Origin of the sequence: Alcaligenes ammonioxydans (assembly GCF_019343455.1) — a bacterium.
Lineage (GTDB): Bacteria > Pseudomonadota > Gammaproteobacteria > Burkholderiales > Burkholderiaceae_B > Alcaligenes > Alcaligenes ammonioxydans.
In genome coordinates this window covers 1,037,695-1,064,025 of sequence record NZ_CP049362.1, presented here as the reverse complement: position 1 = coordinate 1,064,025, position 26,331 = coordinate 1,037,695, and the positions used below count along the sequence as shown (strand labels likewise).

Genomic DNA, 26,331 nt, shown 5'->3' with positions numbered 1-26,331 from the left:
CCGGGCCTCGCGCGGGTCAAAACCCCATTTGGCAGCCAGCCTCGCGCGGGCTGCCCAGCAACCAGGAGACCTTTATGAGCAGTACCGAGAACACCCCTAGCACTGGCTTCAAGCCCAAGAAATCTGTTGCCTTGTCTGGCGTTGTCGCAGGTAATACCGCCTTGTGCACGGTCGGTCGCAGCGGCAATGACCTGCACTACCGCGGCTACGACATCCTGGACCTGGCCCAGGCTTGCGAATTTGAGGAAGTGGCTTACTTGCTGATTCACGGCAAGCTGCCTAACCGCAATGAATTGCGCGCCTACAAGCAAAAACTCAAGCGTCTGCGCGGCCTGCCCCTGGCCCTGCAAAGCGCACTGGAAACCCTGCCCGCCCACAGCCACCCCATGGACGTGATGCGCACGGCCGTATCGGTGCTGGGTTGTGTGCTGCCTGAAAAGGACGACCACAACCTGCCCGACGCCCGCGACATCGCGGACCGCCTGCTGGCCTGCCTGGGCTCTGCCCTGCTGTACTGGTATCACTACAGCCACAATGGCGAGATGATCGACGTGCAGACCGACGATGACAGCATCGGCGCGCACTTCCTGCACCTGCTGCATGGCGAAAAGCCTTCGGCCGAGTGGGAAAAAGCCATGCACGTGTCGCTGAACCTGTACGCCGAACACGAATTCAACGCCTCCACTTTCACGAGCCGCGTCATTGCCGGTACAGGCTCGGACTTTTATTCCGCGATCTCCGGCGCCATTGGCGCCCTGCGCGGCCCCAAGCACGGCGGTGCCAACGAAGTGGCTTTTGAAATCCAGAAGCGCTACGAGACGGCCGACCAGGCCGAAGAAGACATCCGCAAGCGCGTGGAGAACAAGGAAGTCATTATTGGCTTTGGCCACCCCGTCTACACCATTTCTGACCCCCGCAATGAAGTTATCAAATCGGTGGCCAAGGAGCTGGCCCAGGCCGATGGCAACACTCGCATGTATGAAATTGCCGAGCGTCTGGAAAGCGTGATGTGGGAAGTGAAAAAAATGTTCCCCAACCTGGACTGGTTCTCGGCCGTGTCTTACCACACCATGGGCGTGCCCACCGCCATGTTCACGCCCTTGTTTGTGATTGCGCGTACCGCAGGCTGGGCCGCTCACATCATCGAGCAGCGCGTGGACAACAAGATCATCCGTCCTACCGCCAACTACATTGGCCCTGAGAATCAGCGCTTCGTACCCCTGGATGAGCGCCCATAAGTCATAGATCCTGGGCTATTATTCGCCTGTGATCTTGACCACAAGCCAACGCGCAAGCCTCACCGTTTCCGGTGAGCCCGAGCGAGGCAAGGTGGAAATGGCGCCAGGGGCGCCTCCATATAGTGACGGAGATGCTCCGGCCCTCTGGCCGGGGTTCTTCACTCTCGGCCCCGCTGCATCACGCAGGCGGGGCCGTCTTGCTGGTAACTTCAATGCTCTCTGATTTTGTACGCTATGCCTTGCCACTGGCCGGCACCCTGATGATTGCCTGTGCCCTGACCAGCCTGGTTTCCGGCGCTTATTTGCTTCTTTTCAATCTGCGTCGCAGCCATCAGGTGTTGCGTCACCCTTATCTGGATCAGTACCCCTGGGAAAAGCTGACGCTGCCCTCAAAGCCGGTGTGCTGCTGGATTATTTTTTGCGCCTGAATTTCCCCAAACGCCAAGGCTCGCTGTTTGGCAATGCCAATCGCCTGCTCCAGCACGTACAACCCGACGATGTTCCCATGGGCATCAAATGGCCCCTGATGGGACTGTGGGGCGGCTGCTTTCTGGGCATGATCTGCATGCTGGCCGTTTGGGTTCTGATCGCCCTGCACTCCAACCCTACCTGAGGGAGCCTGCCATGACGGCCACCATCCATCACGACCCACAAGCACGTCTGTTTTACTGCGACATTGAAAACCGCCGCAGCGTCATCGAATACGAACTGGCCGATGCAGTCATGAGCATCACCCACACGCGTGTGCCACCCGAGCTGGAAGGCCGTGGCATTGCCGGGCAACTGACTCGCTTTGCACTGGAAACGGCAAAAAACCAACAGTGGAAAGTGCGGCCCGTATGCAGTTACGCGGTGGTCTATATGCGCCGTCACCCCGAATACGCCGATCTGCTGGCCTGAACCCCAGAACGTTCAGCTTTCAGTAAGTCTTATATAAGATATAAGACCATTGCTTCACTGCGCGCTTCAAATTACAATTGAGGCGAGACGCGATTTATTGCATTTTCATATCAACCATTTACCGATAGGCACCCGCACTATGCTGGACTCTTACCGCGAACATGTTGCCGAGCGCGCTGCTCTGGGCATTCCCCCGCTGCCTTTGTCGGCTCAGCAGACCGCCGAGCTGATCGAGCTCATCAAGAACCCACCTGCCGGTGAGGAAGCATTTCTGGTCGACCTGCTGACGCACCGCGTCCCCGCCGGTGTGGACGATGCGACCAAAGTGAAGGCCTCCTACCTGGCCGCCATCGCGCTGGGCACAGAAACCTGTGCTTTGATCAGCCGCGAGCGCGCTACAGAGCTGCTGGGAACCATGCTGGGTGGCTACAACATCAGCCCGCTGATCGAATTGCTGGACAGCCCCGAGCTGGGCCAGATTGCCGCCAACGGCCTGAAAAACACCCTGTTGATGTTCGACTCGTTCCATGACGTCCAGGAAAAAGCCGAGAAAGGCAATGTATTTGCCAAGGAAGTCCTGCAAAGCTGGGCTGACGGCGAATGGTTCACCAGCCGTCCTGAAGTTCCCGAAAGCCTGACCGTTACCGTTTTCAAGGTCACTGGCGAGACCAACACGGACGATCTGTCGCCCGCCCCCGACGCCTGGAGCCGCCCGGACATTCCGCTGCACGCGCTGGCCATGCTGAAAAATCCGCGCCCCGGTATCGAACCCGAAGAGCCCGGCAAGAAAGGTCCTGTCAGCTTCATCGAATCCCTGAAAGAAAAAGGCCATCTGGTTGCCTACGTGGGTGACGTGGTGGGTACCGGTTCTTCGCGCAAGTCGGCCACCAACTCCGTGCTGTGGTTCACCGGCCAAGACATCCCCTTCGTTCCCAACAAGCGTTTCGGTGGCGTGTGCCTGGGCAGCAAAATTGCCCCCATCTTCTACAACACCATGGAAGATGCCGGCGCGTTGCCAATCGAACTGGACGTGTCCAAAATGGAAATGGGCGACGTTATCGAACTGCGCCCCTACGAAGGCAAGGCCTTCAAGAACGGCGAGCTGATCGCTGAGTTCCAGGTCAAGTCCGACGTGCTGTTTGACGAAGTGCGCGCCGGCGGCCGTATCCCACTGATTATCGGCCGTGGCCTGACCACCCGTGCTCGCGAAGCACTGGGCCTGCCTCCGACCACCCTGTTCCGCCTGCCACAAAGCCCTGCCGATTCCGGCAAAGGCTTCTCCCTGGCCCAGAAGATGGTTGGCCGTGCTTGCGGTCTGCCCGAAGGCCAAGGCGTGCGTCCCGGTACGTACTGCGAACCACGCATGACCACCGTTGGTAGCCAGGACACCACTGGCCCAATGACGCGCGACGAACTCAAAGACCTGGCTTGCCTGGGCTTCTCGTCCGATCTGGTGATGCAGTCCTTCTGCCACACCGCCGCTTACCCCAAACCTGTTGACGTCAAGACTCACCACGAGCTGCCTGCTTTCATCAGCACACGCGGCGGTGTTTCCCTGCGCCCAGGCGACGGTATCATCCACTCCTGGCTGAACCGCATGTTGTTGCCCGATACCGTCGGTACCGGTGGCGACTCGCACACCCGTTTCCCGATTGGCATCAGCTTCCCGGCCGGTTCCGGTTTGGTGGCCTTTGCTGCTGCTACCGGTGTGATGCCTCTGGACATGCCAGAATCCGTTCTGGTGCGCTTCAAGGGCGAAATGCAGCCCGGCGTCACGCTGCGTGACCTGGTTAACGCCATTCCTCTGTACGCCATCAAGCAAGGTTTGCTGACCGTGGAAAAAGCCGGCAAGAAGAACATCTTCTCCGGCCGCATCCTGGAAATCGAAGGCCTGCCCAACCTGAAGATCGAACAGGCTTTCGAGCTGTCCGACGCTTCGGCTGAGCGTTCTGCCGCCGCATGTACCGTGCGTCTGAACAAGGAACCCATCATCGAATACCTGAACAGCAACATCACGCTGCTCAAGTGGATGATTGCCAATGGCTACGAAGACGAGCGCACCATCTCGCGTCGCATCAAGGCCATGGAAGCCTGGTTGGCCAATCCAGAACTGCTCGAACCCGATGCAGACGCAGAATACGCCGCCGTCATCGATATCGACCTGGCTGAAATCCACGAGCCTATCGTGGCCTGCCCGAACGACCCTGACGATGTGAAAACCCTGTCCGACGTGTCCGGCACCGTGATCGACGAAGTGTTTATCGGTAGCTGCATGACCAACATCGGCCACTTCCGTGCCGCCTCCAAGCTGCTGGAAGGCAAGCGCGACATTCCAACCCGTCTGTGGGTCGCTCCTCCGACCAAGATGGACCAGCAACAGCTGACCGAAGAAGGCCACTACGGCGTTCTGGGTGTAGCCGGTGCGCGTATGGAAATGCCAGGCTGCTCGCTGTGCATGGGTAACCAGGCTCAGGTTCGTGAGGGCGCCACCGTCATGTCCACCAGCACCCGTAACTTCCCCAACCGTCTGGGCAAGAACACCAACGTGTTCCTGGGTTCGGCTGAGTTGGCGGCGATCTGCTCGCGTCTGGGTCGCATCCCCACCCGCGAAGAGTATCTGGCCGATATGGGTGTGCTGCAAGCCAATAGCAAGGACATCTATCGCTACATGAACTTCGACCAGATCGAAGAGTTCAAGGAAATTGCCGACTCCGTAGGTCTGTAAGTCCTGGCTTTTGCCTGAAAACGCCCTCGCCGCCCATGCGGTGAGGGCGTTTTTGTTTGTCCTTTTGATCCGGCCCCCTAGGGGCTTCCCTCATTCGCACACCCCAGTCGTGGCAAAGGGTAAACTAGCCTGTCCCTCTATCGGCTTTGTATGTCCATGTCGCAACTCAACTCCAAACTGCTCGCCCAACAACCCAAAGAAATCCAGCGTCTGCTCACTTACACGGACGCGCTGGTCCGTTCCGGCTCGCAGATCGAAGACCGCTACTGGCAAGGGCTGACCGCTCAATTGCTGGACAAGCTCTATAGCGGACGACGCAATACGGCCGTGGAACAAACGCTGGAACTGCTGGGCAGCCAGCAGCAACACCAGCATTACGAAATTCTGATGGAACTGGCCGAATCCCACGCGGAATGCCAGCAAATCGAACATGAGGGCGTGCGCTACGATGCGCTGCTGTTCTCGGCCCCCCTCACTGCCTGGACGCGTTATCAGTTGCCCCAGGGCGTGCTCAAGCCCCAGCAGCACAAGGAGCTGGAAGATGCCCTGCGCGCAACCGTTCTGGCTGAAGGCACGCTGTGTGCACTGCTGCCCAATCTGGTCAACTACGACGAGATGCCCCAGACGTACCAGCAGGCTTACACCTGGACTCGCAGCCTGACCGCGCAAGCCTTGGGTCGCAGTCAGGAACTGCCGCCGCTGAACAAGCCCGAAGAAGCCAGCAGCCTGCTCGCAGATGCCCGCTTTCTGATTGGCGTTGTCATGGCCCCGGTCGGCCAGCCCCTGTTTCGTTGGCAACAAGCCAGCGACAATCTGCACGCGGACCATCTGCGTTATGTCGAGCAATGGGTGGAGCGTTACTCGGCTATCGTCACTCCTTTGTTTACAGGCTGCCAGCTGCAGTTTCTGGCCCCTAATGCCTACTACGTCAATAACCGCGAATCTGATCGGGAAATTCGCCCCTTGGCGCTCAAAGCGGGGGTGACCTGGCTGCAAACCGCAGTCAAGCTCTCGCCCGATCATTTACGCGCGGTGATCGTGGCCTGCGGGGATGAACAGGTCGAAGAATACCGGGTAGGCTTTAGCACCCTTTCCTCGCCCACCGTCATTTATGGTTGTATCTGGCCTGTTCTAAGCCAGGAAGAGGCGGATTCCTCGTTCCACAACGAGGACCACATCGATATTCCGGATGTGATTGCAGCGCTGCTGAGCACCTTGGGCCTGGTCCAGATCCAGCGTTTGCCCGGCCTGCACTCCACCGAGACCTGCGACGATTGCAACGCCCCCTTCTTCCCGGATATCAATGGCGAGATGCAACACCCGGAACTGCCGGACGAAATCGACCTGGACCCCGTACAGCTGCACTAAATTGAACACTGCTCCTGTTTCTCAGCCTGTATCCATAGACCTGTTTTGCCGTGTTATCGACAATCTGGGGGATATAGGCGTGTGCTGGCGGCTGGCCCGTCAGCTGGCTGCCAGCCCCGATGTCGCTCAGCTGCGCCTGTGGGTGGATGATCTGCACAGCTTCAGCCGCATTCAGTCCGAAATCCAAAGCGGTCTGCAAAGCCAGCAGCTGCAAGGTGTAGATATAGAACACTGGCACGATGCGCGCCAGGACTACCCTGCGCCACATCCCTTTGTGATCGAAGCCTTTGCCTGCGAGCCGCCCGACGCCATGACAAGGCAACTGACGGCAGACAGCCATCTATGGATCAATCTGGATTACCTGAGCGCAGAACCCTGGGTGCAAGGCTGTCACGGTCTGCCCTCCCCGCAAGCAAACGGGGCCAACAAGTATTTCTTTTTCCCCGGATTTGTCCCGCAAACAGGGGGCCTGCTGCGTGAAAGCGATCTTCTGGCCCGCCGCGATGCCTTTCAACAAGACGATGCCGCCTACCAGGCCATGCTGAACCGTCTGGGCGTGGCGCAGGAACACATTCAAGCCTTGCTCCAGGGCGAGATGCAGCAAATGTTCCTGTTCTGCTATCCCGATGCACCCGTGCTGGCCCTGCCCGAGGTGCTATCCACGCGACAGCAGAAAACCTTGCTGCTGGTGCCCGAGTCGGTTGCCCAACGCATCCCGGATCTGGAGCAAGGCAACTTGCTGGTACAGCGTATCCCTGCTGTGAACCAGGCCGACTTTGATGCCTTGCTCTGGCGCAGCGCACTGAATATCGTACGCGGCGAGGACTCGCTGGTGCGCGCCATCTGGGCCGGTCAGCCCATGCTGTGGCAGCCCTACGTGCAGGAAGAACAGGCCCATCTGGACAAGCTTCAAGCCTGGCTGGATACCGGCAATCTACCCGAACCGGTTCAAGCCCTGCATCTGGCCTGGAGCAGCGCAGATCAGCCCGGTGCTGCCGCTGCCTTGAGCCGCTGCCTGGAGCCTGAGGTGTTGCGTCTATGGCACCAAGAAGCCCGCGCATATAGTGCAAAACTGGCTGAACAAGCCGATTTGGCCAGCAGTTTGCTGAGTTTTTACACCCAAGTCGCCCGAAAACGCTAAAATAACTGATTACCTCTTAAAAGCTCCCTGACACTGCGTTTGGCGGAGCCTGTCCCATTCGGAGTTTTTTTAATGAAAACCGCACAAGAACTGCGCGTTGGTAACGTCGCTATGGTCAATGGCGACCCTCTGGTCGTTCAGAAAACGGAATACAACAAATCCGGTCGCAACTCCGCCGTTGTCAAACTGAAGTTCAAGAACTTGCTGACCGGCTCGAACAGCGAAGCCGTGCACAAAGCCGACGAAAAATTTGAAGTTGTTCAGCTGGAAAAGCGCGAATGCACGTACTCTTACTTCGCTGACCCCATGTACGTCTTCATGGACGAAGAGTACAACCAGTACGAAATCGAAGCCGAAAGCATGGGCGACGCCCTGGACTACCTGGAAGAAAACATGTCCGTTGAGGCCGTTTTCTACGAAGGTCGTGCCATCTCGGTTGAGCTGCCCACCATCATCGTGCGCGAAATCACCTACACCGAACCTGCCGTGAAAGGCGATACCTCCGGTAAAGTGCTGAAACCCGCCAAGATCAACACAGGCACCGAAATCAGCGTGCCTTTGTTCTGCAACATCGGTGACAAGATCGAAATCGACACCCGCACTGGCGAATACCGCAGCCGCGTGATGTAAGAAAGTCGTCGTGCCGCCCAGTGCGGTACGCGCAAAAAAAGGGGCTGTTTTTACAGCCCCTTTTTCCTGTCTGTCACCATGGGTGCTCGAGACGATTTGGCGTCCGATCCATAGCAGAAGCAGCACTCTGGCCACTCCTGCACGACCCGCTCTTATCGCTTCCCAAACGCCTCCTCAAAAATTCCCATAATGGTCTTCTTGTCCGTCTGAATCGGGTTAGTCGCACCACACACATCCTTGAGCGCGTTATCTGCCAGAACCGGGAAATCTTCCCGCTTCACACCCAGCTCTTCCAACGACTTCGGAATCCCCACCATATCCGCCAGTTTTTTAATCGCGGCGATGACATCCAGCCCTTTCAGATCTGCATTGTTATCCGACAGCAGCTTGCCGATTTCATTGAGGCGCTCTCCGGCCACCTGCATATTGAAAGCCTGCACATGCGGCAACAACAGGGCATTACAGACACCATGCGGCAGGTCGTAGAAACCGCCTAGCTGGTGCGCCATGGCATGCACATAGCCCAGTGAGGCGTTATTGAATGCCATCCCTGCCAGGAACTGCGCGTACGCCATTTGTTCGCGGGCTTTCTTGTTATGGGGTTCACGCACGGCAACAGGTAGATACTTGGCAACCAGCTCGACCACCTTCACCGCGCAGGCGTCCGTAATCGGGGTGGCGATGGTGGAGACATAGGCTTCGACGGCGTGGGTCAAGGCATCCATGCCGGTGGCAGCGGTCAGCGATGCCGGCATGCCCTCCATCAGGTCTGAGTCGTTCACTGACAGGAAGGGAGTGATGTGGCGGTCGATGATCGCCATTTTTACGTGACGGGTTTCGTCGGTGATGATGGTAAAGCGTGTCATTTCCGACGCCGTGCCGGCGGTCGTATTGATAGCCAGCAGTGGTAGTTGCGGCTTGGCAGATTTATCGACGCCTTCGTAGTCGGCAATCTTGCCGCCATTGCTGGCGACCAGCGCCACACCTTTAGCACAGTCGTGCGAAGAACCGCCCCCCAGGGAGACGATCAGGTCAGCGCCCTGCACCTTCAAGGCCTCCAGGCCCGCATTGACATTAGCGACCGTAGGATTGGGCTGTACCTGATCAAAGATCGCAGTATGGATACCTTGTGCAATCAGCTTGTCCGCCACCATCTTGGCCATGCCTAGCTTGGCCAGATCGGCGTCAGTGATAATCAGCGCCTTTTTAAAGCCCATCTTCCCGACAATCGGCATGGCTTGATCCAGGGCACCAGGACCCAGAATATTGTGCGAGGGGATAAAGAATTCCGAAACGGTCATTGTGCGTATTCCTTATGGATGATCGAAGAAATCCCTTGCCGCTTTCAGTGCAGACACATCAAAAGCGCGCAAGAAGGGCATCCCCCCATATTGCATGGGGGGAGGTTTGGACACACTACGAATAGATCAATAAATCAGAAGAAACCCAGGGCGTTCGGGCTGTAGCTGACCAGCAGGCACTTGGTTTGCTGGTAGTTGTTGAGGGCCATCTTGTGCGTTTCTCGACCAATGCCGGATTGTTTGTAGCCACCAAAAGCCGCATGGGCCGGATACAGGTGATAGCAGTTGGTCCACACGCGACCTGCCTCAATGCCACGGCCTACACGATAGGCACGTGAGCCGTCGCGGCTCCAGACGCCCGCTCCCAGACCAAACTCGGTGTCATTGGCAATAGCGATGGCTTCTTCCTCGTCCTTGAAGGTGGTCACAGCGGCCACCGGTCCGAAGATTTCTTCCTGGAAGGTACGCATGCTGTTTTTGCCCAGCAGCATGGTGGGGCTGATATAAAAACCGTCGTCCAGGCCCTGACCCAAACGATTGCGTTCCCCGCCGATCAGGCGTTGCGCGCCCTCTTCGCGGCCCAGATCAATGTAACCGAGGATGCGCTCCATTTGCTTCTCCGACACCTGGGCGCCGACCATCGTTCCAGCATGCAACGGATTGCCTGCCTGAATGCGTTTGACGCGTTCTACAGCGCGCTCAATGAATCGCTCATAAATGGATTCCTGAATCAGAATACGCGATGGGCAGGTGCAAATCTCGCCCTGGTTCAAGGCAAACATGCTCAGGCCTTCCAGAGCCTTATCCAGGAAAGCATCATCGCTTTGCATCACATCTTCAAAGAAGATGTTGGGGCTCTTGCCGCCAAGCTCGACCGTAGCGGGAATCAGGCGATCGGCAGCAGCGTGCAGGATTTCTCGGCCAACGGGTGTGGAGCCGGTGAAGGCGATTTTGGCGATGCGCTTGGAGTTGGCCAAGGCATGGCCTGCTTCTTTACCGTAGCCGGTGACCACGTTGAGCACGCCGGCAGGCAGAAGGTCACCGATGATTTCCATCAGCAACAAGATGGAAGCAGGTGTTTGCTCGGCAGGCTTGAGCACGATGGGACAACCAGCCGCCAAGGCGGGCGCCAACTTCCAGGCCGCCATCAGCAAGGGGAAGTTCCAGGGGATGATCTGCCCGACCACACCGATTGGCTCGTGGAAGTGATAGGCGACCGTGGTGCTGTCCACGTCCGAGATGCTGCCTTCCTGGGCACGCAGGCAACCGGCAAAGTAACGGAAGTGATCGACGGCCAGGGGCAAGTCAGCAGCGCGGGTTTCACGAATGGGTTTGCCATTGTCGATGGTTTCTGCCACCGCCAGACGCTCCAGGTTTTGCTCGATACGGTCGGCAATGCGCAGCAGAACGGCAGAGCGCTCGGCAGGCGCCGTATTCGCCCACTGATGGCGCACCTTGTGAGCGGCATCCAGCGCCAGTTCGATGTCCGCCGCACCGGAACGGGCCACCTGGCAAAAGACCTGCCCGGTCACGGGCGAGACATTATCGAAATATTCGCCCTCGACAGGCGGTACCCAACGGCCACCGATGTAGTTGTCATAGCGGGATTTGAACGGGAATTCCAGATCCAGGCCCATGGATTTGAGATCGGACAGATTCATGATGTCTCCTTTATTAGTTAGTGTGGTGTCACCGAAGGCGCACCGTAGAAAAAGGCAAGGTTCTCCTTTGTCTTGTTTTTACTAAAGCAAATAGCGTGCCAAGCTAATTAGCGATTGTCCCGACTCGCTCCTGGGCCTGCCCCCCTCCATAATGGAACGACCTCCAGTCGCAGACTGCGACACCGACTGTCGCAAAACGCGAACACTGTCGCAGACTGCAACACCCCCCCTCGGAGCACCTTCATGACTTTTCGACACACGTTTTGCCCGCAGACCAACGAAACCATGTGGCGACAGTCCTGGGAGCGCTGTCAGACCATGCAGTCCGAGTTAAGCGCAGAACCGCGGGACATGAGCCAAGGCGCATTGCGACAGTTGCTGGAACAGCAGCATCACCTGTTGCATCACTCTGCCGCCGCCGTACAGGATCTGGCCGCACTGGTACGCCCACACCGCAGTCTGGTCTTGCTGTGTGATGCGCAAGGCACCGTGCTGCAGCAAGCCGGTGACCCGAACTTCCTGCGACGGGCCGAACAGGTTGCCTTGCGGGCTGGAGTCAGCTGGGCAGAAAATCATCGGGGCACCAATGCCATTGGCACCGCTTTGTTTTGCGCACAACCCATCAAGATTCACGGCAGCCAGCACTATCTGCCTGACAACCGGATTTTGAGTTGCCATGCTGCGCCGATCTACGATCCTTACGGGCAGATTATCGGCGTGCTCGATATTTCCGGGCCGGCGGAGCTGGAGCATCACTATGCGCTGGATCTGGCCCAGCTCTACGCCCGCCAGATCAACCGGCAGATGCTGGAGTCACTTTGCTCACCTGCCCGTCGTCTGCTACATCTGCATACCGACCCCGGACTGCTCAATAGCGCGTTTAGCGGACGGCTGGTTCTGGAGGACGACATTATTGTGGCCGCTGATGAGCTTGCCGCCCGTATGTTGCGTCAGCACTGGCAGGAACTGCCGGGGCAGGATCTGCAGTCCGTGCTGGAACGAGCGAAAAACACCAGCGAGGCGCTCACCCTGCATCTGAGCTCTACCACCAAACCCGCTCCGCCAGCCCGCCCCGTCCCCACTCAGGCTGAAACAGCGGAAACCCAGCCCCTGTCCCCGCAACAGGAGCAGGCGTTGGCGCCTGCCTTGCGAGCCATGCAAATGGGTTTGTCCATCCTGCTGAGCGGCCCCAGCGGTTCCGGTAAAGAGCGGATGGCTCGTGAGCTGCACCGTCGCCATCCCTCACGCGGCGGCCCTTTTGTGGCGATCAACTGTGCTGCCCTGCCCGAAACCCTGATTGAGGCCGAACTATTTGGCTATGAGGCCGGGGCGTTTACCGGTGCCCGCCGTCAAGGCTACGCCGGTAAACTGCGTCAGGCGCATGGCGGGGTGCTGTTTCTGGATGAAATTGGCGATATGCCTGTGGGTTTGCAAAGTCGTTTGCTACGTGTGTTGCAAGAACGTGAAGTGCAAGCCTTGGGATCGGAGCGTACTCACCGTTTGGACTTCCAGTTGATCAGTGCCAGTCACCAACCCCTGGAAAAACTGGTGCGCGAGGGACGTTTTCGCGCGGACCTGTATTTCCGGCTGCAGGATTACATTTGCACCGTCCCCAGCCTGAAAGAGCGTCCCGACCTGGGCGACTACATTTCCAGGGAGCTGGTCGCCCTGTCACACGGTCAAGTGGCACCGCAACTGCACCCCGATGCCTTGAAAAAGCTGCAGGACTACGATTGGCCGGGCAATTATCGCCAGTTGCGATCGGTGCTGCTGCAAATCATGGTGCAAGACTATCCGGGGCGTGTCTGGCGGATACAAGACCTGCCTGCTTTGCCGTGCCTGAATGCGGAATCGCCCGCCCCCCAGGAACCGGCATTTGCCGTAACAGCCGACCACAGCAGAAGCAGAGCCACTGCCCAGTCTGCGGCTCCCACACCAAAAACGCTACGAGAGCAGGAGTACGCCGCCGTTCAGCAGGCCTTAAAACAGCATCAGGGAAATATATCGAAGGCGGCACGCGCCTTGGGTCTGCATCGCAGCACCCTGCACCGCCGTTTGAAAACGATGTCCTCCTTCTTTACTGCAGACGATCATCGTCCAGAAAGTCCGGAATCGGCATGGCAATAATGCCATCATCAGCCAAGTCCTGGTATTCCTGCACCGTGGCCTGACCGCGTATGGCACGCGGCTCGATATCGCCCTCATGCATGCGGCGCGCCTCCCGCGCAAACTGGGTGCCCACATTGTCCGACTTGCGGATTACCGAGCGCAATTCCTGCAAGATCTGGCCCTGAATCGCCCGCATTTGCTCTTCAGTGGGCATGGCCGACGGCAAGGGTGCGGGAACCGGCGCACTGGCGCTTTCCTGGGCCCCGACATTGATACGAGGAGCCGACAGCTTACGTTTGACCTCGTGGCTGTCACAGACGGGACAGCACAGCAGGCCACGACCGAGCTGCTCATCGTAACTTTCGCGTGAGCTAAACCAACCCTCGAACACATGGCCGTGTTCGCACTCAAGATCAAAAACCTTCAAACTCATGATGTGTGTATCAATGGGCGGACAGACCGCCATATTGTGACATAGAAGTGCAGACTGATTGATACCGATCCCGCACAGAATATCGCTTAACGGGGAACAGCGGCCAATAAGCGCTGAGTCAACGCTTGCTGGGGATGGAACAACACCTGCTGCGCGCTGCCCTGTTCCACAATATGTCCTTTGGCCATGATAGCGATGCGGTCGGCCAAATACTCCACGACCCCGAAATTATGGGTGATGAACAAGTACGCCAGGCCCAGCTCCAGCTGCAACTCTCGCATCAAGTCCAGAATCTGCGCCTGCACAGACACATCCAGGGCCGAGGTCGGTTCATCGCAAATCAGAACTGCGGGCTCCACCGCCAAGGCCCGCGCAATCGCGATGCGCTGGCGTTGGCCGCCGGAAAACTCATGCGCGTAACGCTCCAGGGCATTCTTGGGCAGACCTACCTGATCCACTAACGTTTCAATGCGTTGACGACGCGCCTTGGCGTCCAGGTTGGGACGCAAAGCAGTCAGGCCCTCCAAAAGAATATCGCCCACCATCATGCGTGGGTCCAGAGAGCCATAGGGGTCCTGAAAGATAATCTGCAAGCGCGAGCGCAACTGTCGCAACGCCTTGCCTTTCACTCGCAGGACGTCTTGCTCCTGCAGATAGACTTGACCACTGATCTGGGCCTGCCGATCCAGCAAACGCATCAAGGTACGCGCCACAGTGCTCTTGCCGCAGCCCGATTCGCCCACCAGAGCCAGCGTCTCACCCTTGTGCAGTTGCAGGCTCAGGCCCTTGACCACAGGAATGGAAGGCGAGCGTCGCCACCAGGAACCGGCTTGTTTGTACGACACAGACAGGTCCTGAATGTCCAGGACCCGCTCTTTGTCACCTTTATGGGTAGCGACGGCTTCAATCGGCGCCGCCGCACGAGACAAGGGCCGACCACGCTTTTCAAATGTGGGGATGGCGCCCAGCAACTCTCGGGCGTAAGGGTGAGTCGGGCGCAGAAAGAACTGGCTGGCCAGGCCTGACTCCACAATTTGCCCATGCCGCATCAAGGCCACATAATCGGCATACTGTTTCACCAGCAGCAAGTCGTGGGTGATCAGCAAGATGGCCAGTCCCATCTCTTTCTGTATATCCGCCAGCAGCTGCAAAATCTGCGCCTGAACCGTCACATCCAATGCAGTGGTCGGCTCATCGGCCACCAGCAAATCGGGTTCTGCCGCCAGGGCAATCGCAATCATGATGCGCTGTTTTTGCCCGCCGGAGAACTGGAACGGAAAGTCGTCGTAACGCTGGGCTGCAGCGGGGATGCCGACGCGCTCCAGCCACTTGATGGCACTTGCCCGCTCCTGCCCGGCGGGCACCACTGCATGACGTCGGATGACTTCGCTGATCTGACGGCCAATGGACATGACCGGATTCAAACTGGTGGATGGCTCTTGAAAGATCACGCTGACGCGCTTGCCACGTACATCCTGCATACGTTGCTCGGGCAAAAGCGGCAGCTCCAGTCCGTCCAGCGCAATTTGCCCGGACTGCATCCAGGCCGCTTCTGGCAAAAGACGCAGAATCGCCATGGCAGTCATGCTCTTGCCGCAGCCCGACTCGCCCACCAAGGCAAAGGTTTCGCCCCGCTGAACGGCCAACGACAAATTGCGCACCACACTTTGCACACCGGCATCAGACTGCACGCGCAGCTCCAGATCTTCAATCCTGAGTACGGCAGGAGCGTCAGAAGACTTCCCGGTCGCGAGGTTTTCATTCTGACTCATGCCTTGGCTCCCCCTGCTGGGCGCACCCGCAACGTCTTGAAACGACGGGTCCGAGGGTCAAAAGCCGTTTGCACCGCATCGGCAAAAATATTCGCGGACAGAACCAGCCCCAGCATCATCACAAAGGCCCCAGCCAGACCCCACCAGATAATCGGATCGCGGGACAACTCGCTACGGGCAGCATCAATCATGCGGCCAAAGGACGGCATGCTGGGGTCCACGCCAATACCCAGATAGGACAGCACGGCCTCATACAGCACCAGACCGGAGAACTCCAGAATCAAGGTAATGAGCACAATATGCATGACATTGGGCAAGAGGTGGCGGAACATGATGCGAAAGTGACCGACACCGAACGCCTGGGCCGCCTGAACATAATCCAGCTCACGCAGTTTCAACACCTCGGCACGCAGCAAGCGGCAAAGACCGGCCCAGCCTGTCAGTCCCAGAATCAGACAGAGCATGAACAAACGCAAATCCGCGCGGGCCGCCACGGTGTCAAAGCTCTCGGGATGGGTGTCGATATAGACCTGCATCATCAGCACGCAGGCGGCAATCAACAGCACCCCCGGTATGGACGTCAAGGTGGTGTAAATATATTGAATGACATCGTCCACCCAGCCCCGGAAGTAACCGGCCGCCAAGCCCAGAATAATGGCCGGCGGCAACATGGCAAAGGTGGTCAGGGTACCAATCACCAATGCAGTGCGCACACTTTTCAGGGCTTGCCAGATAATGTCATTACCCGTGCGGTCCGTGCCCAGCACATAATAGTTTGTGCTCAGACTCCAGACCAGACAAAGCACGATGACCAGCAGACAGGCGCTGAACCAGATCAACCGCCAGTTAACCAGTCCCTGACCCTGCCACCAGTAACGCCAGGCAGCGCCCCAACCCGTCGCCATGGACTGCCTGCGCCCCCATACGGTCAACAAAACGGCCAGCAGCACACAGCCCAGCGCCCCCCACGCCAAACCTGTTGCCCCCAGCTGCAGCATATCGCGCCGGTGCTCGGCGGGCGTGTCCACCCCCACTCCAGCATTGACCAGCCGCGGAAAATCCCGCACGGGTTTGCCGTCAATCAGCATGCTCTCCTTGGTCAGCTGGAAGCGAGCCAAAGGAGCGGAATAGGTTTTCTCCACCTTTGCCAAACCGGCTTTGTTAAGGATATCGTCCAGCGCCGAGCGCGCGACAGGCGCGTAGCTAGGTGCACTGACTTCCTGTCCGGGGGCGGCAGGCAACAGTGGCCGATAGTGAATCGAGTCCAGCAAACCCACCAGCAGGAAAAAAACGAGGAAAACCGCGGCACACATGGCCGAGGGCGTACGGGCCACACTGGCCCAGGCCGACCGCAAAGCCGGGCGTTTGAACACTCGCCAGGTATAGACTGCCATCGCCAGGAACAGCGCCAGCACAAAGGTATCGGTCCAGAGAAAGACGAACTGTGGCATGGCGGGCTCAACTGAAACGAATGCGGGGGTCAACCAGGGTGTAGGAGATATCAGCCAGAATCAAACCGGCGATATACAGCATCGATCCTAAAAACACCATGGCACGCACAATGGAGAAGTCCTGGGCATTGATGGCATCAATGGTGAAGCTGCCCAGACCCGGAATACCAAAAAAAGACTCGGAAATCAGACTGCCCATGAACAGCAAGGGCAAGGCAGAGACCGTGCCCGTCAGGATAGGCAACAGTGCGTTGGGCAAAACGTGACGAAACAGAACCGTCGAGTCAGTCAAACCCTTGGAACGTGCCGTACGCACATAATCGCGGCTGGCCTCTTCCAAAAACAGACTGCGGTAAAAGCGCGACTCCGCCCCGACGCGCGACAAAATGCCCACCAGCACCGGCAAGACCAGAAAGCGCCAGTTATCCAAGCCATCCACCCAGCCGGAAAATGGCACCCAGCGCAATACGCGTGCGAACAGCCACTGCCCGGCAATAATGTAGAACAGGCCCGAAATGGACATCAACACCACGCATAGCACGACGGCAGAAAAGTCCAGCCGGGACCCACGAAAAAACACCATCAGCAAGGCGATGCTGATGCACACCCACAAACCCAGAAAGAAGGTGGGTAGGGCCAGCGCCAGACTGGGCCCCATGCGCTGCTTGATCTGATAGGCAATATCCTGCCCCTGATCGGACAGACCAAAATCCAGACGCAGCAAGGGAACAGATCGCTCATAAAAGATGGTGTCGGTAAAAGCCTGGGCCCCCTGGGCCTGCGCGTTATAGAACAGGGGCTTGTCATAGCCGCGCTCAGCTTTCCAGTTATCAATGGCCGTCTGGCTGACACGCTGCCCGCCGATGGATAAACGCGCCATGTCGTCGGGCGTGTTGACGGCAAAAAACAGCACAAAGGTCAGCAGGTTGACCCCGATCAGAATCAGTACGCCATACAGAATGCGCCGCACGATGTAGGAAAACATCAATCTTTCTCCTGACGCAAAGCCACATGGCGGCGTCGCGCCCGCGCCTGCGAACGCACCGCCCATACGAGCACCACCAGCAGCACACCCAGCGGGATGGCGGGCCACCATACAGGCGGATTCCACCAATCGATACGCTCAACACGCTGTTGTGGGTCGATACGGTAATACTGCAGACTGTCGCGCACCATCAAGGACGGCTTGGCATTGCGCACCCAGCTTTGATAGGCGCCACCCGCATTGGGGACGTAGCCAAACATCCAGGGGGCGTCGTGCTGCACCAGACGAATCATCTCCTGCACCACGGCGTCCTTTTCCGGGCCATCATTCAAAAAACGCATCTGTTCATACAGGCGGTCGAACTCGGCACTTTGATAATTGGCGGCATTCTCGCCCCCAAAATCCTTCTTGGCCTGAGGTCCGTACAGCAAGGTAAAGAAATTCTCCGCATCCGGGTAATCTGCAACCCAGCCCCAGAGGAACATCTGGGCGGCGCCGCGCTTCATCTTGTCCTGAAAGCGGTTGTAATCCGTGGCGCGTACCTCCAGCTGCAAGCCCACCTGAGCCAGCTGGCGGCGCATCCAATCCACCGTGGCGTCCGAGCCCATGCCCGCCATGGAGTCGTAATACAGAATCAAGGGCTTGCCCGTGCGGCTGTCGCGTCCGTCAGGATAACCGGCCTGCCGCAACAGCTCGCGCGCCTCATCCAGACTGCGTCGCTTCACCACGCCGTCATCCTTGGTGTAGACATAGGGGTTGGCGCCTTGCGGCAAAGGCTGATAGCCCGGAACCCCAGGCGGCAAGGGGCCATGTCCAGCCTGCCCTTGGTCATTCATGAAGATCGATACGTACTGCTCCCAGTCGAACACAATGCTGATGGCCAGACGCAGCTTGCGGTTTCTCTCGAACTGCTCCGGCGTATCGCCCTGCCCGACCACCGGGTCGTGCCAGTTAAAACCCATGTAAAACAATTGTGCTTCGGGGGCCGTTCGCAGTTGCAGGCCGCGCTCCTGATACAAATTGGCTTTCTCGACCGAGTCCTGAGCGGCAACCGTCATGGCTACCCCGTACTCACCCCGCTCCACTTGCGGAATGTCGTAATAGCCCTGCAGAAACTTGCCCATCAGGGGCACACCCTCTTTCTCCAGAGAAAACACCACCTTGTCCAGAAAAGGCATGGACTTGCCGCAATCGTCCAGCAGCCCGGCCGCCTGATCGCCCGGCTCACCGACACAAGGGTAGGGTTCGCCCCGGTAATTCGGGTTGCGGCTCAGAACATGACGACGATTGGTCAAGGACTCGGTCAACATGAAGGGCCCCGTACCCACGGGCCAACTGTCCAGCGTCAGATTGTGCTGCGCCATGCCTGGCTGGCTATAGAAACGCTCGGCCTCCCAGGCCATCGGAGCCGTAAATGTCATGGCCAACCAGTATTTGAACTGCGGATACTTGCCATTGACCTCGATGCGCAACGTGTGTTTGTCCAGCGCCCGTACTCCTGACAGCGTATAAGGTCGCAAATCCAGCCATTGCGGGCGCGGCTCCTGTTTGTCGACACGGGCCAGCTCCTCGCTAAACTCCTTAAAGCCCCGGATATGCTCGGCCATCACGCCCAAAACGGGCGAGGCCAGCCGCGGGCTGGCCAAACGCTTGAAGGCATAGACGTAATCGTGAGCAGTCAGCTCGCGCGAACCCGTATGGTCAAAGTCAGCAATACTGTACGCCCCGCTCAGGTCCGGAGCCCGCATGGGGTAGTAGCGATAGTCACCCTGCTCATCCAGCGCAAACGCCGGATGAGGCTGAAAAGCAATGCCTTTCTTAATGGGAATGTCGTAACGGCTGATAGCCACCTGCTCCCCCGGCGCATCTGCAGGCAGCTGATTACCCTGTGCGTCCAGGTAGACCGGTTCCACCAACGCTTGCGCCACTTTAGGTATCAGGCGGTAGGGACGGTCCAGATAGTGATAGCCGTACAGGGGCTCGTAAATGGAATAGGTAAACGGCGTCTCGTCCCCGGAATAGGACAAAGCAGGGTCCAGATGATTAGGCGAGCGGGTCGTAAACGCACTGTACAGCGTGTTCTGGGCTGCACTGCCTTCGTGATAAGGACTATTGACCGGCTTGGAGCAGGCCGCCAAGGCGACGCATATCACGGCCAGCCCAATCTGACGCAGAGGACTTAGCATTGCCCTTGCTGCCAACAGTCATAGCGCCATTTCCATGGCGGAACAGGATTGGGTTCAGACCAGATGCCGACACGGGCCTGCTGGGCTTCACGCTCCAACTCTGCGATACGTGGATCACGCAAAAAACGGCCGCCTTTTTCACGATTGGCCATGGCCATTCCCGCCCGTACCAGTTTCTGGTTAGCCGTTTCCCCCCCTGCCAGCGGTACATCACAAACGGCACGACCGTGACGGTCCCGTTCATGGCATGACAAGGTCAGATGTTGACCGGAGACCAGATCCGACAGAAAACGCCGCGAGGCCTCGGCAAAAGGCTGGCCAGGACGACGGCTGTCCTTGGTCGTCTCGGGCGCATCAATACTGGCCAGACGCACTCGCTCCTGCTTTCTGTTGCCAGACAGAATCGTCAGTGTATCTCCATCGGCCACGCGCACCACTCGTCCAGTCAGCTCAAACCCTTGCGCCTGAACCGGCCCGGTCCATGCCGTCATCAAGGCGGTCAGGCCTGCGCAAACAGCGGCTCGCCGCGTCAAAGAAGAAAAGCCGGACAGCGGAAACACGATCATGATACGGACAACACTCCAGGCGGATTGCAGAAACCAAGCCAACAAATTATAGATACTGCGCACCGCCTGTCCAGAGCATTGTCCCTAGGCGGCCCGCCTGCATCGGGCTCCCTACCGACGAGGCCGGGCACGCTGCAAATACCAGGAGGCCTGCTCGACGCCCTCCAGGCCGAACACGGTTGCAGGGTCCTGTTGTACTCGATGAGCCACAAACAGATCCGCCACAGCATCGGGGGCCACCTGCCGCATCAGGCAGGCCTGATACAAAACAGCCAACTTCTGCACCCAGACACGGCCCCCAGCCTGAGAAACCGTATTCAATAAATCCTGGGCCGCCTGCCTCAGTTCCGCGTCATCCCCCGTACGGACATGCAAATCGGCCTGCAAGGCCTCCCCTACGCCCTCCTGACTCAAGGCGCGCTGCACGTCCAGGCACATCACATTACCAGAGCCTTCCCAAATCGAATTGACAGGGGCTTCCCGTAGCAGGCGCGGCATCGGTCCTTCCTCGATATAGCCGTTGCCCCCCCAGGTTTCCATGGCTTCGGCACACAGAGCGATGGCCCGACGGCACACCCAGAACTTGGCCGCTGGAGCCAGGACACGCAGTACCGCCTGCGACACTGGGTCATCGATCCGCTCCTGCAAGTCCACCAGAAACAAGGCCAGATGAGTGGCAGCTTCGCTTTCCAGACTCATATCCAGCAAAACGGCCTGCATCAGGGGCTGATCGATTAATGCTTTGCCAAAAGAGCGTCGATGCTGACAATAATGCAAAGACTGCACCAAGGCCTGCCGCATCAGGGCGGCGCTGCCCAACACGCAATCAATACGGGTACGGGCCGCCATTGCCGCCAGCAAGGCAATGCCTCGACCTGCCTGACCCACCCGCCAGGCCAGCGCGCCGTCAAGATCAATCTCCGCACTGGCGTTGGAACGATTGCCCAGCTTGTCCTTGAGCCGGCGTATATAGCGCCGGTTCAGCCCATATTCGGTATAGCGCGGCATCAGGAAGCAGGAAAACTGCTCGTGCTCACGAGCCAGCACCAGATGTCCGTCCGCCTGTGGCACGGAAAAAAACCATTTGTGCCCGTACAGACGAAATGCCTGGGAGTCGGGGTGCGCCTCGGTGATGCAGGTGCGCAGATCAGAGCCGCCCTGCATTTCCGTCATCCCCATGCCCACAAGCACACTGCTTTTTTGCATGAACCATTGCGCCGAGGGATCATAATGATTAAGGCGCAACCTGGCGGCCCAGTCCTGAAACGGTTCAGTCTGCAACAAAGGGGCGGCCGCCCGCGTCATGGTCAAAGGACACAAGGTACCCGCCTCGATCTGACCCTGCATGTAAAAGCCCATCGCACGCTGCAGATGCTGTCCGGCCCGAGCCTCAGACGGCCAGATGTGCAGTCCCTGCTCCATACCCAGTTGCATCAGATGATGCCAGGCAGGATGAAAGTCCACCTGGTCCACGCGCTGGCCCTGGGCGGACCAGCCACGCCATTGCGGTGGCTGACGGTTGGCCAGGGCACCCTGCTCGCGCCAATGGGCGCAACCGAGCGTGCGCCCATATTCCGCCAGCGCCTGCCGGGCCTCCTCAGACGCCAGCATCGCTTGCCAATACTGTAGGGCCGGATCTTCGCCAAACAGATCATCATCCATCAAATCCGGCACTTGATTCTGTAACTGCTGCTCCAGACCCATCACGCCTCCTTGATACCGGCCCTCTCGCTCCCTGATTCAGACTAGAGCCATTTGGCCTTCTTGAATTTCCAGTACAAGAATCCGCAGACACTGCCCATCAAACCCAAGGCATAGGGATAACCCAGTGTCCACTCCAGTTCCGGCATGAGCTTGAAGTTCATGCCGTAAATCCCCGCAACTGCAGTCGGTACAGCCAGAATGGCCGCCCAGGCCGCCAGCTTTCGGGTGGTGTCGGTTTGCTGCATCTGTCCGATCATCAAACCGCCTTCAAAGGCAAAAGCCAGCGCTTGTCGCTGGCTATTGATGAACTCGGCCGTACGGGCAATACGGTCCGACACCTCGCCAAAATAAGCCCGGCTTTCCGCATCGACATACTCAAGTTCAATGCGTGACAAGCGGCGCGTCAGTTCGGCCAGGGGCGACACCGCCGTATGGACTCGCAGCAGATCACGCCGCAAACGATAAATCCGCCGCACATCATTTTCCTTGAAGCCGCGAATCAGAAATTGCTGCTCGATCGCCTCGACCGCCTTCTCAGTCTGCTCCAGGGAAGTCTGGTACTGATCCACAATCAGATCCAGCAGTTCTGAGGCGACAAAATCACTGCCCCGTGCCAGCAAGGCAGGGGTACTCTCCAGGCGGGCACGCAACTGCAGATAACTGCTGTTGGAACCTCGCCGCACCGTCAGCAACAAGCCGTGGGCGATCAGAATCTGCGTTGTGCCCAGCAAGGGACGCAAATCTTTCAGACCCAAGGTGACCGCCACCACAATCAGACAATTGCTAAACTCCAGCAGCTTGGGACGGCGATGGGGAGCGATCAGTTCCTCGACCGCATTGTCCGGCAGGCCCAGTTGAACCCCCAGTTCGCGCAAAATCGCCTCGCTGGGATCTTTCAAGCCAATCCAGATAAAGCCATCCTTCAGGGGATCGTGGGCAGGCAGATGATGAATATCCAAAGCCATGGCAGGCTGGCCAGACTGATAGCGATACGCGGCCACCACCATATCCTGTACATCAGGCGTGACCGGAGCTATTTCTTGCATGCTGCCTCCTTGCAGACAAAGCCAATTTTTTTGTTCGATAATAGCACTGGCCTGCCTACGCGCCGCGACGGTGGCCACTAGCAAGGATCAATATGAAATCACGAACCATTCTATGCCTGGGGGCCTTGATAATGGCGGTAGGCGTCGGTCTGGGCGCCTTTGGTGCCCACGCCCTGCGCGCCATGGTGGACGCCTCCGCCCTGGCGACCTGGCAAACGGCTGTCCTGTATCAATTGCTGCATGGACTGGGCCTGTTGCTGATCGCCGCCTTGGGTAACCGGCTTCATCCCGCCTGGCAATCTCGCAGCGCCGTCCTGATGCTGGTCGGCGTCCTGATCTTCAGTGGAAGCCTGTACATTCTGGTGCTGAGCGGTGTGAAGTGGCTGGGGGCCATTACCCCGATAGGCGGGGTTGCGATGATTCTGGCCTGGCTTTGTCTGGCTTTTGCCGCCGTGCGCGGCCAGGGTGCCTGACCCGGGACACTGGCCTTCGTATAATGGGGAGCATAGTCTGCCTAACAGGAGCGCCCCGTGTCCGATCCCGCTTTGTCCTTACGCGAGTTTACCCGCCAACTTCCCAAGGCCGAACTGCACCTTCATATTGAAGGCACCCTGGAACCAGACTTGATCTTCAAGCTGGCCCAGCGCAACCAGATCACCTTGCCCTACCCCGACCAGGCCAGCCTGCAGGCTGCCTATCAGTTCACTGATCTGCAGTCCTTTCTGGATCTGTACTATGCCGGGGCCGGTGTCCTGATTCACGAACAGGACTTCTTTGACATGAGCTGGGCCTACTTTTTACGCGCCCAGGCCGATGGCATTGTCCACACCGAAATCATGTTTGACCCGCAGACACATACGGCCCGCGGCGTTGCCATGGAAACCGTATTCGCAGGCATTGCGCGGGCGGCACGCCAAGCCAGATCCGAACTGGGTATCAGCAGCTATCTGATCCTGAGCTTTCTGCGTCACCTCAGCGAGGCGGACGCCTTTGAGACCTTGAAAGCGGCCCTGCCCTTGCGCGAACAGTATGCAGATCTGTGGGTCGCCATTGGTCTGGACTCCTCAGAAAAAGGCAACCCACCCGCCAAATTCGAGAAAGTCTATGCTCATGGCCGTGAACTGGGCTTTCGTCTAGTTGCTCATGCCGGCGAGGAAGGCCCGGCCAGCTATGTGCGCGATGCGCTGCAGCTTCTGAACGTGGAACGCATCGACCATGGTGTGCGCAGCCAGGATGATCCGGCCTTGATGCAGTACCTGATCGATCACGCCATTCCCTTGACGGTCTGCCCTCTGTCCAACATCAAGCTCAAGGTGTTTGATAGTCTTGACCAACACAACCTGAAGCATTTGCTTGATCGCGGCTTGAATGTATGCGTGAACTCGGACGACCCGGCCTATTTCGGGGGCTACCTGCTGGATAACTATATGCAGACTGCCCAAGCCCTGGGCTTACAGGAAGCGGACTTGCGCACGCTGGCTGCCAATAGTCTGCGCGCCTCCTTTTTGCCCAAGGAAAAGCAGCAGTTCTGGTTGAACAAGCTGGAGTCTATTCCCGGCCATGGCTAAGCCTTCCCTGTATCTGCCGCGGGCGTTTTTCGCCCGCGACCCACGCTACGTCGCCCTGGAGTTGTTAGGCAAAACACTGGTGCTGAATGACGAACGCGGCCAACGCTGCGCCACCATTGTGGAAACCGAGGCCTATCTCGGCCCCCAGGACCAGGCCGCCCACAGCCGGCGAGGTATCACCGATCGCACCCGACTGATGTTCGGCCCGGCCGGCTATGCCTACATTTATCTGATCTACGGCCTGCATCACTGCATGAATATCGTCAGTGGCGTGGAAGGAGACGGCACGGCGGTGCTGCTGCGAGCCGCCCAATGGGCCTCTCCCCTGGAAGGGCCTTCCCTGTCCGGGCCGGGACGGCTGTGCAAAGGGCTGGATATCGACAAGGCCTATAACGGTGCCGATGCCTGCTCCCCCACCTTGCATCTGCTGGACGCTCCCGCTCTGGCGCCCGAGCAGATCCACATCGGCCCGCGCATCGGCGTGGACTATGCAGGCGACTGGGCCACGGCCCCGCTGCGCTACGCCATCGCACAGCACCCGCAGGTCTCGGTCAAACCGGGTAAAACCGCTGCAAAACGCAGCGCAAAGGGCCTTAAACGCCCCGTCTAGAACAGGTATTATTAGTCCTTCAAGCTCTGAATGCTTCCCAGCTGCTTTAAAGGATTTCTCATGCGACTCTCCGTACTTCTTAGCGTCCTTCCCGCCGTTTTTCTGGTCGCCTGCACGGCCACGGGCAATAGCGCCCAAAGCGGTTCAAGTTCGTCGTTGCGCAACACCTCGGGGGGGCTGTGCGATGCCGACTCCCTGAGCCCGGCCGGACAAACAGCCAGCCAAAGCCAGATTGAACGTCTTGTCAAACAGGCCGGTGCCTCGCAAGCCCGCATTCTGGCTCCGGATCGTATGTACACCACCGACTACGACCCTACTCGCCTGAACATCCGGGTCGATGAGCAAAACCGCATTTTGTCGGTCTACTGCGGCTAAGCCCCATGACTCACGAGCAAAGCCAACACCTGCTGAACACGCTGTTCGCGCCCTGGGTGCAAGCCTTGAAGCTACGCGTGGAAAAGGTGCAGGAGGACGGCGTGGTGCTGCGCCTGCCCTTTTCAGAACAATTGACCCATGTCGCGGGGGTGGTGTGCGGTCAGGTTTATATGGCGGCAGCCGATACCGCGATGGTGCTGGCCATCAGCCAAAGCCTGGGCGAATTCCGTCCCATGACCACCGTTTCACTGAACACCAGTTTTGTGCGCCCGGTTGCCCAAGGCGATGTCCTGGTCCATGCCCAGGTTCTGAAACGAGGCAAGAGCATGGTCTTTGGCGACATCAAGCTGTTTGATGAACAGGACCGCCTGGCCGCCCACGCCACCACCACCTACGCCCTGTTGCCAGGTTGAGCGCGGCCGAGCAGACAACAAGACAGACTCTGACACAAAACAAATAGCCTGGCGGTTTGTCATAGCAGGGCAGGCCCGACTATCATCGTCATAGCATGCTCGTCCCCGGCCTTGTCCAGGGGCCGCTGCCCCGTCCGATTCCTTGTTGA

24 protein-coding genes are annotated in these 26,331 nt (G+C 58.5%); 14 read left to right on the top strand and 10 right to left on the bottom strand.

Annotation, left to right across the window (positions count from 1 at the left end; all coding sequences use genetic code 11):
- The first annotated feature begins 74 nt into the window (after window positions 1-74).
- From prpC to efp, 8 genes are all read left to right on the top strand, one after another.
- Complete coding sequence (gene prpC / locus FE795_RS04825) at window positions 75-1,238, top strand: bifunctional 2-methylcitrate synthase/citrate synthase (protein WP_003802550.1); 1,164 nt, start codon at window positions 75-77, stop codon at window positions 1,236-1,238.
- A gap of 212 nt (window positions 1,239-1,450) precedes the next feature.
- Complete coding sequence (locus tag FE795_RS17230; RefSeq protein WP_230406268.1) at window positions 1,451-1,666, top strand: hypothetical protein; 216 nt, start codon at window positions 1,451-1,453, stop codon at window positions 1,664-1,666.
- Complete coding sequence (locus FE795_RS17225; RefSeq protein ID WP_230406267.1) at window positions 1,657-1,851, top strand: hypothetical protein; 195 nt, start codon at window positions 1,657-1,659, stop codon at window positions 1,849-1,851. The genes FE795_RS17230 and FE795_RS17225 overlap by 10 nt, the downstream gene beginning before the upstream one ends.
- Window positions 1,852-1,862: 11 nt before the next feature.
- Window positions 1,863-2,138, top strand: a complete 276-nt coding sequence (locus tag FE795_RS04815) for a GNAT family N-acetyltransferase (RefSeq protein ID WP_059318773.1) — start codon at window positions 1,863-1,865, stop codon at window positions 2,136-2,138.
- Between the two features lie 139 nt (window positions 2,139-2,277).
- Window positions 2,278-4,863, top strand: a complete 2,586-nt coding sequence (gene acnB, locus FE795_RS04810) for a bifunctional aconitate hydratase 2/2-methylisocitrate dehydratase (RefSeq protein ID WP_219235766.1) — start codon at window positions 2,278-2,280, stop codon at window positions 4,861-4,863.
- Window positions 4,864-5,019: 156 nt separating this feature from the next.
- A complete protein-coding gene (locus tag FE795_RS04805; RefSeq protein ID WP_230406266.1) occupies window positions 5,020-6,231 on the top strand; it encodes a DUF2863 family protein in 1,212 nt (403 codons plus the stop codon).
- A gap of 1 nt (window position 6,232) precedes the next feature.
- Window positions 6,233-7,372 carry an elongation factor P maturation arginine rhamnosyltransferase EarP gene (gene earP / locus FE795_RS04800; RefSeq protein WP_165477539.1) on the top strand — a complete coding sequence of 380 codons (1,140 nt, stop codon included), beginning with the start codon at window positions 6,233-6,235 and terminating at the stop codon, window positions 7,370-7,372.
- Between the two features lie 72 nt (window positions 7,373-7,444).
- Window positions 7,445-8,002, top strand: a complete 558-nt coding sequence (efp, locus tag FE795_RS04795) for an elongation factor P (protein WP_003802564.1) — start codon at window positions 7,445-7,447, stop codon at window positions 8,000-8,002.
- Window positions 8,003-8,154: 152 nt separating this feature from the next.
- Here efp and FE795_RS04790 read toward each other — a convergent pair whose 3' ends face one another.
- Window positions 8,155-9,303: an iron-containing alcohol dehydrogenase gene (locus FE795_RS04790; RefSeq protein WP_003802565.1), complete on the bottom strand. Its 1,149-nt coding sequence runs from the start codon at window positions 9,301-9,303 to the stop codon at window positions 8,155-8,157.
- A gap of 134 nt (window positions 9,304-9,437) precedes the next feature.
- Complete coding sequence (exaC, locus tag FE795_RS04785; RefSeq protein ID WP_059318770.1) at window positions 9,438-10,964, bottom strand: acetaldehyde dehydrogenase ExaC; 1,527 nt, start codon at window positions 10,962-10,964, stop codon at window positions 9,438-9,440.
- Window positions 10,965-11,207: 243 nt separating this feature from the next.
- Between exaC and FE795_RS04780 the strand changes: the two genes are divergently transcribed.
- Window positions 11,208-13,091, top strand: a complete 1,884-nt coding sequence (locus FE795_RS04780) for a sigma-54-dependent Fis family transcriptional regulator (RefSeq protein ID WP_219235763.1) — start codon at window positions 11,208-11,210, stop codon at window positions 13,089-13,091.
- On the opposite strand, the gene FE795_RS04775 is transcribed toward FE795_RS04780, so the two are convergent.
- The 8 genes from FE795_RS04775 to FE795_RS04740 all read right to left on the bottom strand — a co-directional run bounded on the left by FE795_RS04775 (window position 13,042) and on the right by FE795_RS04740 (window position 23,216).
- Window positions 13,042-13,506 (bottom strand): DUF1178 family protein, encoded by a 465-nt coding sequence (locus tag FE795_RS04775; RefSeq protein ID WP_039943557.1) that lies wholly within the window; start codon window positions 13,504-13,506, stop codon window positions 13,042-13,044. The genes FE795_RS04780 and FE795_RS04775 overlap by 50 nt on opposite strands.
- An 86-nt stretch (window positions 13,507-13,592) precedes the next feature.
- On the bottom strand, window positions 13,593-15,278 hold the full coding sequence (locus tag FE795_RS04770) for an ABC transporter ATP-binding protein (protein WP_219235761.1): 1,686 nt from the start codon (window positions 15,276-15,278) through the stop codon (window positions 13,593-13,595).
- Window positions 15,275-16,729: an ABC transporter permease gene (locus FE795_RS04765; protein ID WP_003802579.1), complete on the bottom strand. Its 1,455-nt coding sequence runs from the start codon at window positions 16,727-16,729 to the stop codon at window positions 15,275-15,277. The genes FE795_RS04770 and FE795_RS04765 overlap by 4 nt, the downstream gene beginning before the upstream one ends.
- A 7-nt stretch (window positions 16,730-16,736) precedes the next feature.
- A complete protein-coding gene (locus FE795_RS04760) occupies window positions 16,737-17,714 on the bottom strand; it encodes an ABC transporter permease (protein ID WP_003802581.1) in 978 nt (325 codons plus the stop codon).
- Window positions 17,714-19,900 carry an ABC transporter substrate-binding protein gene (locus tag FE795_RS04755; protein WP_219235758.1) on the bottom strand — a complete coding sequence of 729 codons (2,187 nt, stop codon included), beginning with the start codon at window positions 19,898-19,900 and terminating at the stop codon, window positions 17,714-17,716. The genes FE795_RS04760 and FE795_RS04755 overlap by 1 nt, the downstream gene beginning before the upstream one ends.
- Window positions 19,894-20,529 carry a thermonuclease family protein gene (locus tag FE795_RS04750; RefSeq protein WP_003802584.1) on the bottom strand — a complete coding sequence of 212 codons (636 nt, stop codon included), beginning with the start codon at window positions 20,527-20,529 and terminating at the stop codon, window positions 19,894-19,896. The genes FE795_RS04755 and FE795_RS04750 overlap by 7 nt, the downstream gene beginning before the upstream one ends.
- Before the next feature lie 48 nt (window positions 20,530-20,577).
- Window positions 20,578-22,170 (bottom strand): acyl-CoA dehydrogenase family protein, encoded by a 1,593-nt coding sequence (locus FE795_RS04745; protein WP_059318764.1) that lies wholly within the window; start codon window positions 22,168-22,170, stop codon window positions 20,578-20,580.
- Between the two features lie 41 nt (window positions 22,171-22,211).
- Window positions 22,212-23,216, bottom strand: coding sequence for a magnesium and cobalt transport protein CorA (locus FE795_RS04740; protein WP_059318763.1), 1,005 nt, complete (start codon window positions 23,214-23,216; stop codon window positions 22,212-22,214).
- Window positions 23,217-23,308: 92 nt separating this feature from the next.
- Here FE795_RS04740 and FE795_RS04735 point away from each other — a divergent pair, with 92 nt between their 5' ends.
- From FE795_RS04735 to FE795_RS04715, 5 genes are read left to right on the top strand one after another with little or no spacing between them, the layout of a single operon-like run.
- A complete protein-coding gene (locus FE795_RS04735) occupies window positions 23,309-23,689 on the top strand; it encodes a DUF423 domain-containing protein (protein ID WP_059318762.1) in 381 nt (126 codons plus the stop codon).
- Between the two features lie 57 nt (window positions 23,690-23,746).
- Window positions 23,747-24,784, top strand: coding sequence for an adenosine deaminase (locus FE795_RS04730; protein ID WP_131071387.1), 1,038 nt, complete (start codon window positions 23,747-23,749; stop codon window positions 24,782-24,784).
- Window positions 24,777-25,394 (top strand): DNA-3-methyladenine glycosylase, encoded by a 618-nt coding sequence (locus tag FE795_RS04725; protein ID WP_081050106.1) that lies wholly within the window; start codon window positions 24,777-24,779, stop codon window positions 25,392-25,394. Before FE795_RS04730 ends, FE795_RS04725 begins: the two co-directional genes overlap by 8 nt.
- A 60-nt stretch (window positions 25,395-25,454) precedes the next feature.
- A complete protein-coding gene (locus FE795_RS04720) occupies window positions 25,455-25,769 on the top strand; it encodes an I78 family peptidase inhibitor (protein WP_003802596.1) in 315 nt (104 codons plus the stop codon).
- A gap of 5 nt (window positions 25,770-25,774) precedes the next feature.
- On the top strand, window positions 25,775-26,182 hold the full coding sequence (locus FE795_RS04715; protein WP_003802598.1) for a PaaI family thioesterase: 408 nt from the start codon (window positions 25,775-25,777) through the stop codon (window positions 26,180-26,182).
- The last annotated feature ends 149 nt before the right edge of the window (window positions 26,183-26,331 follow it).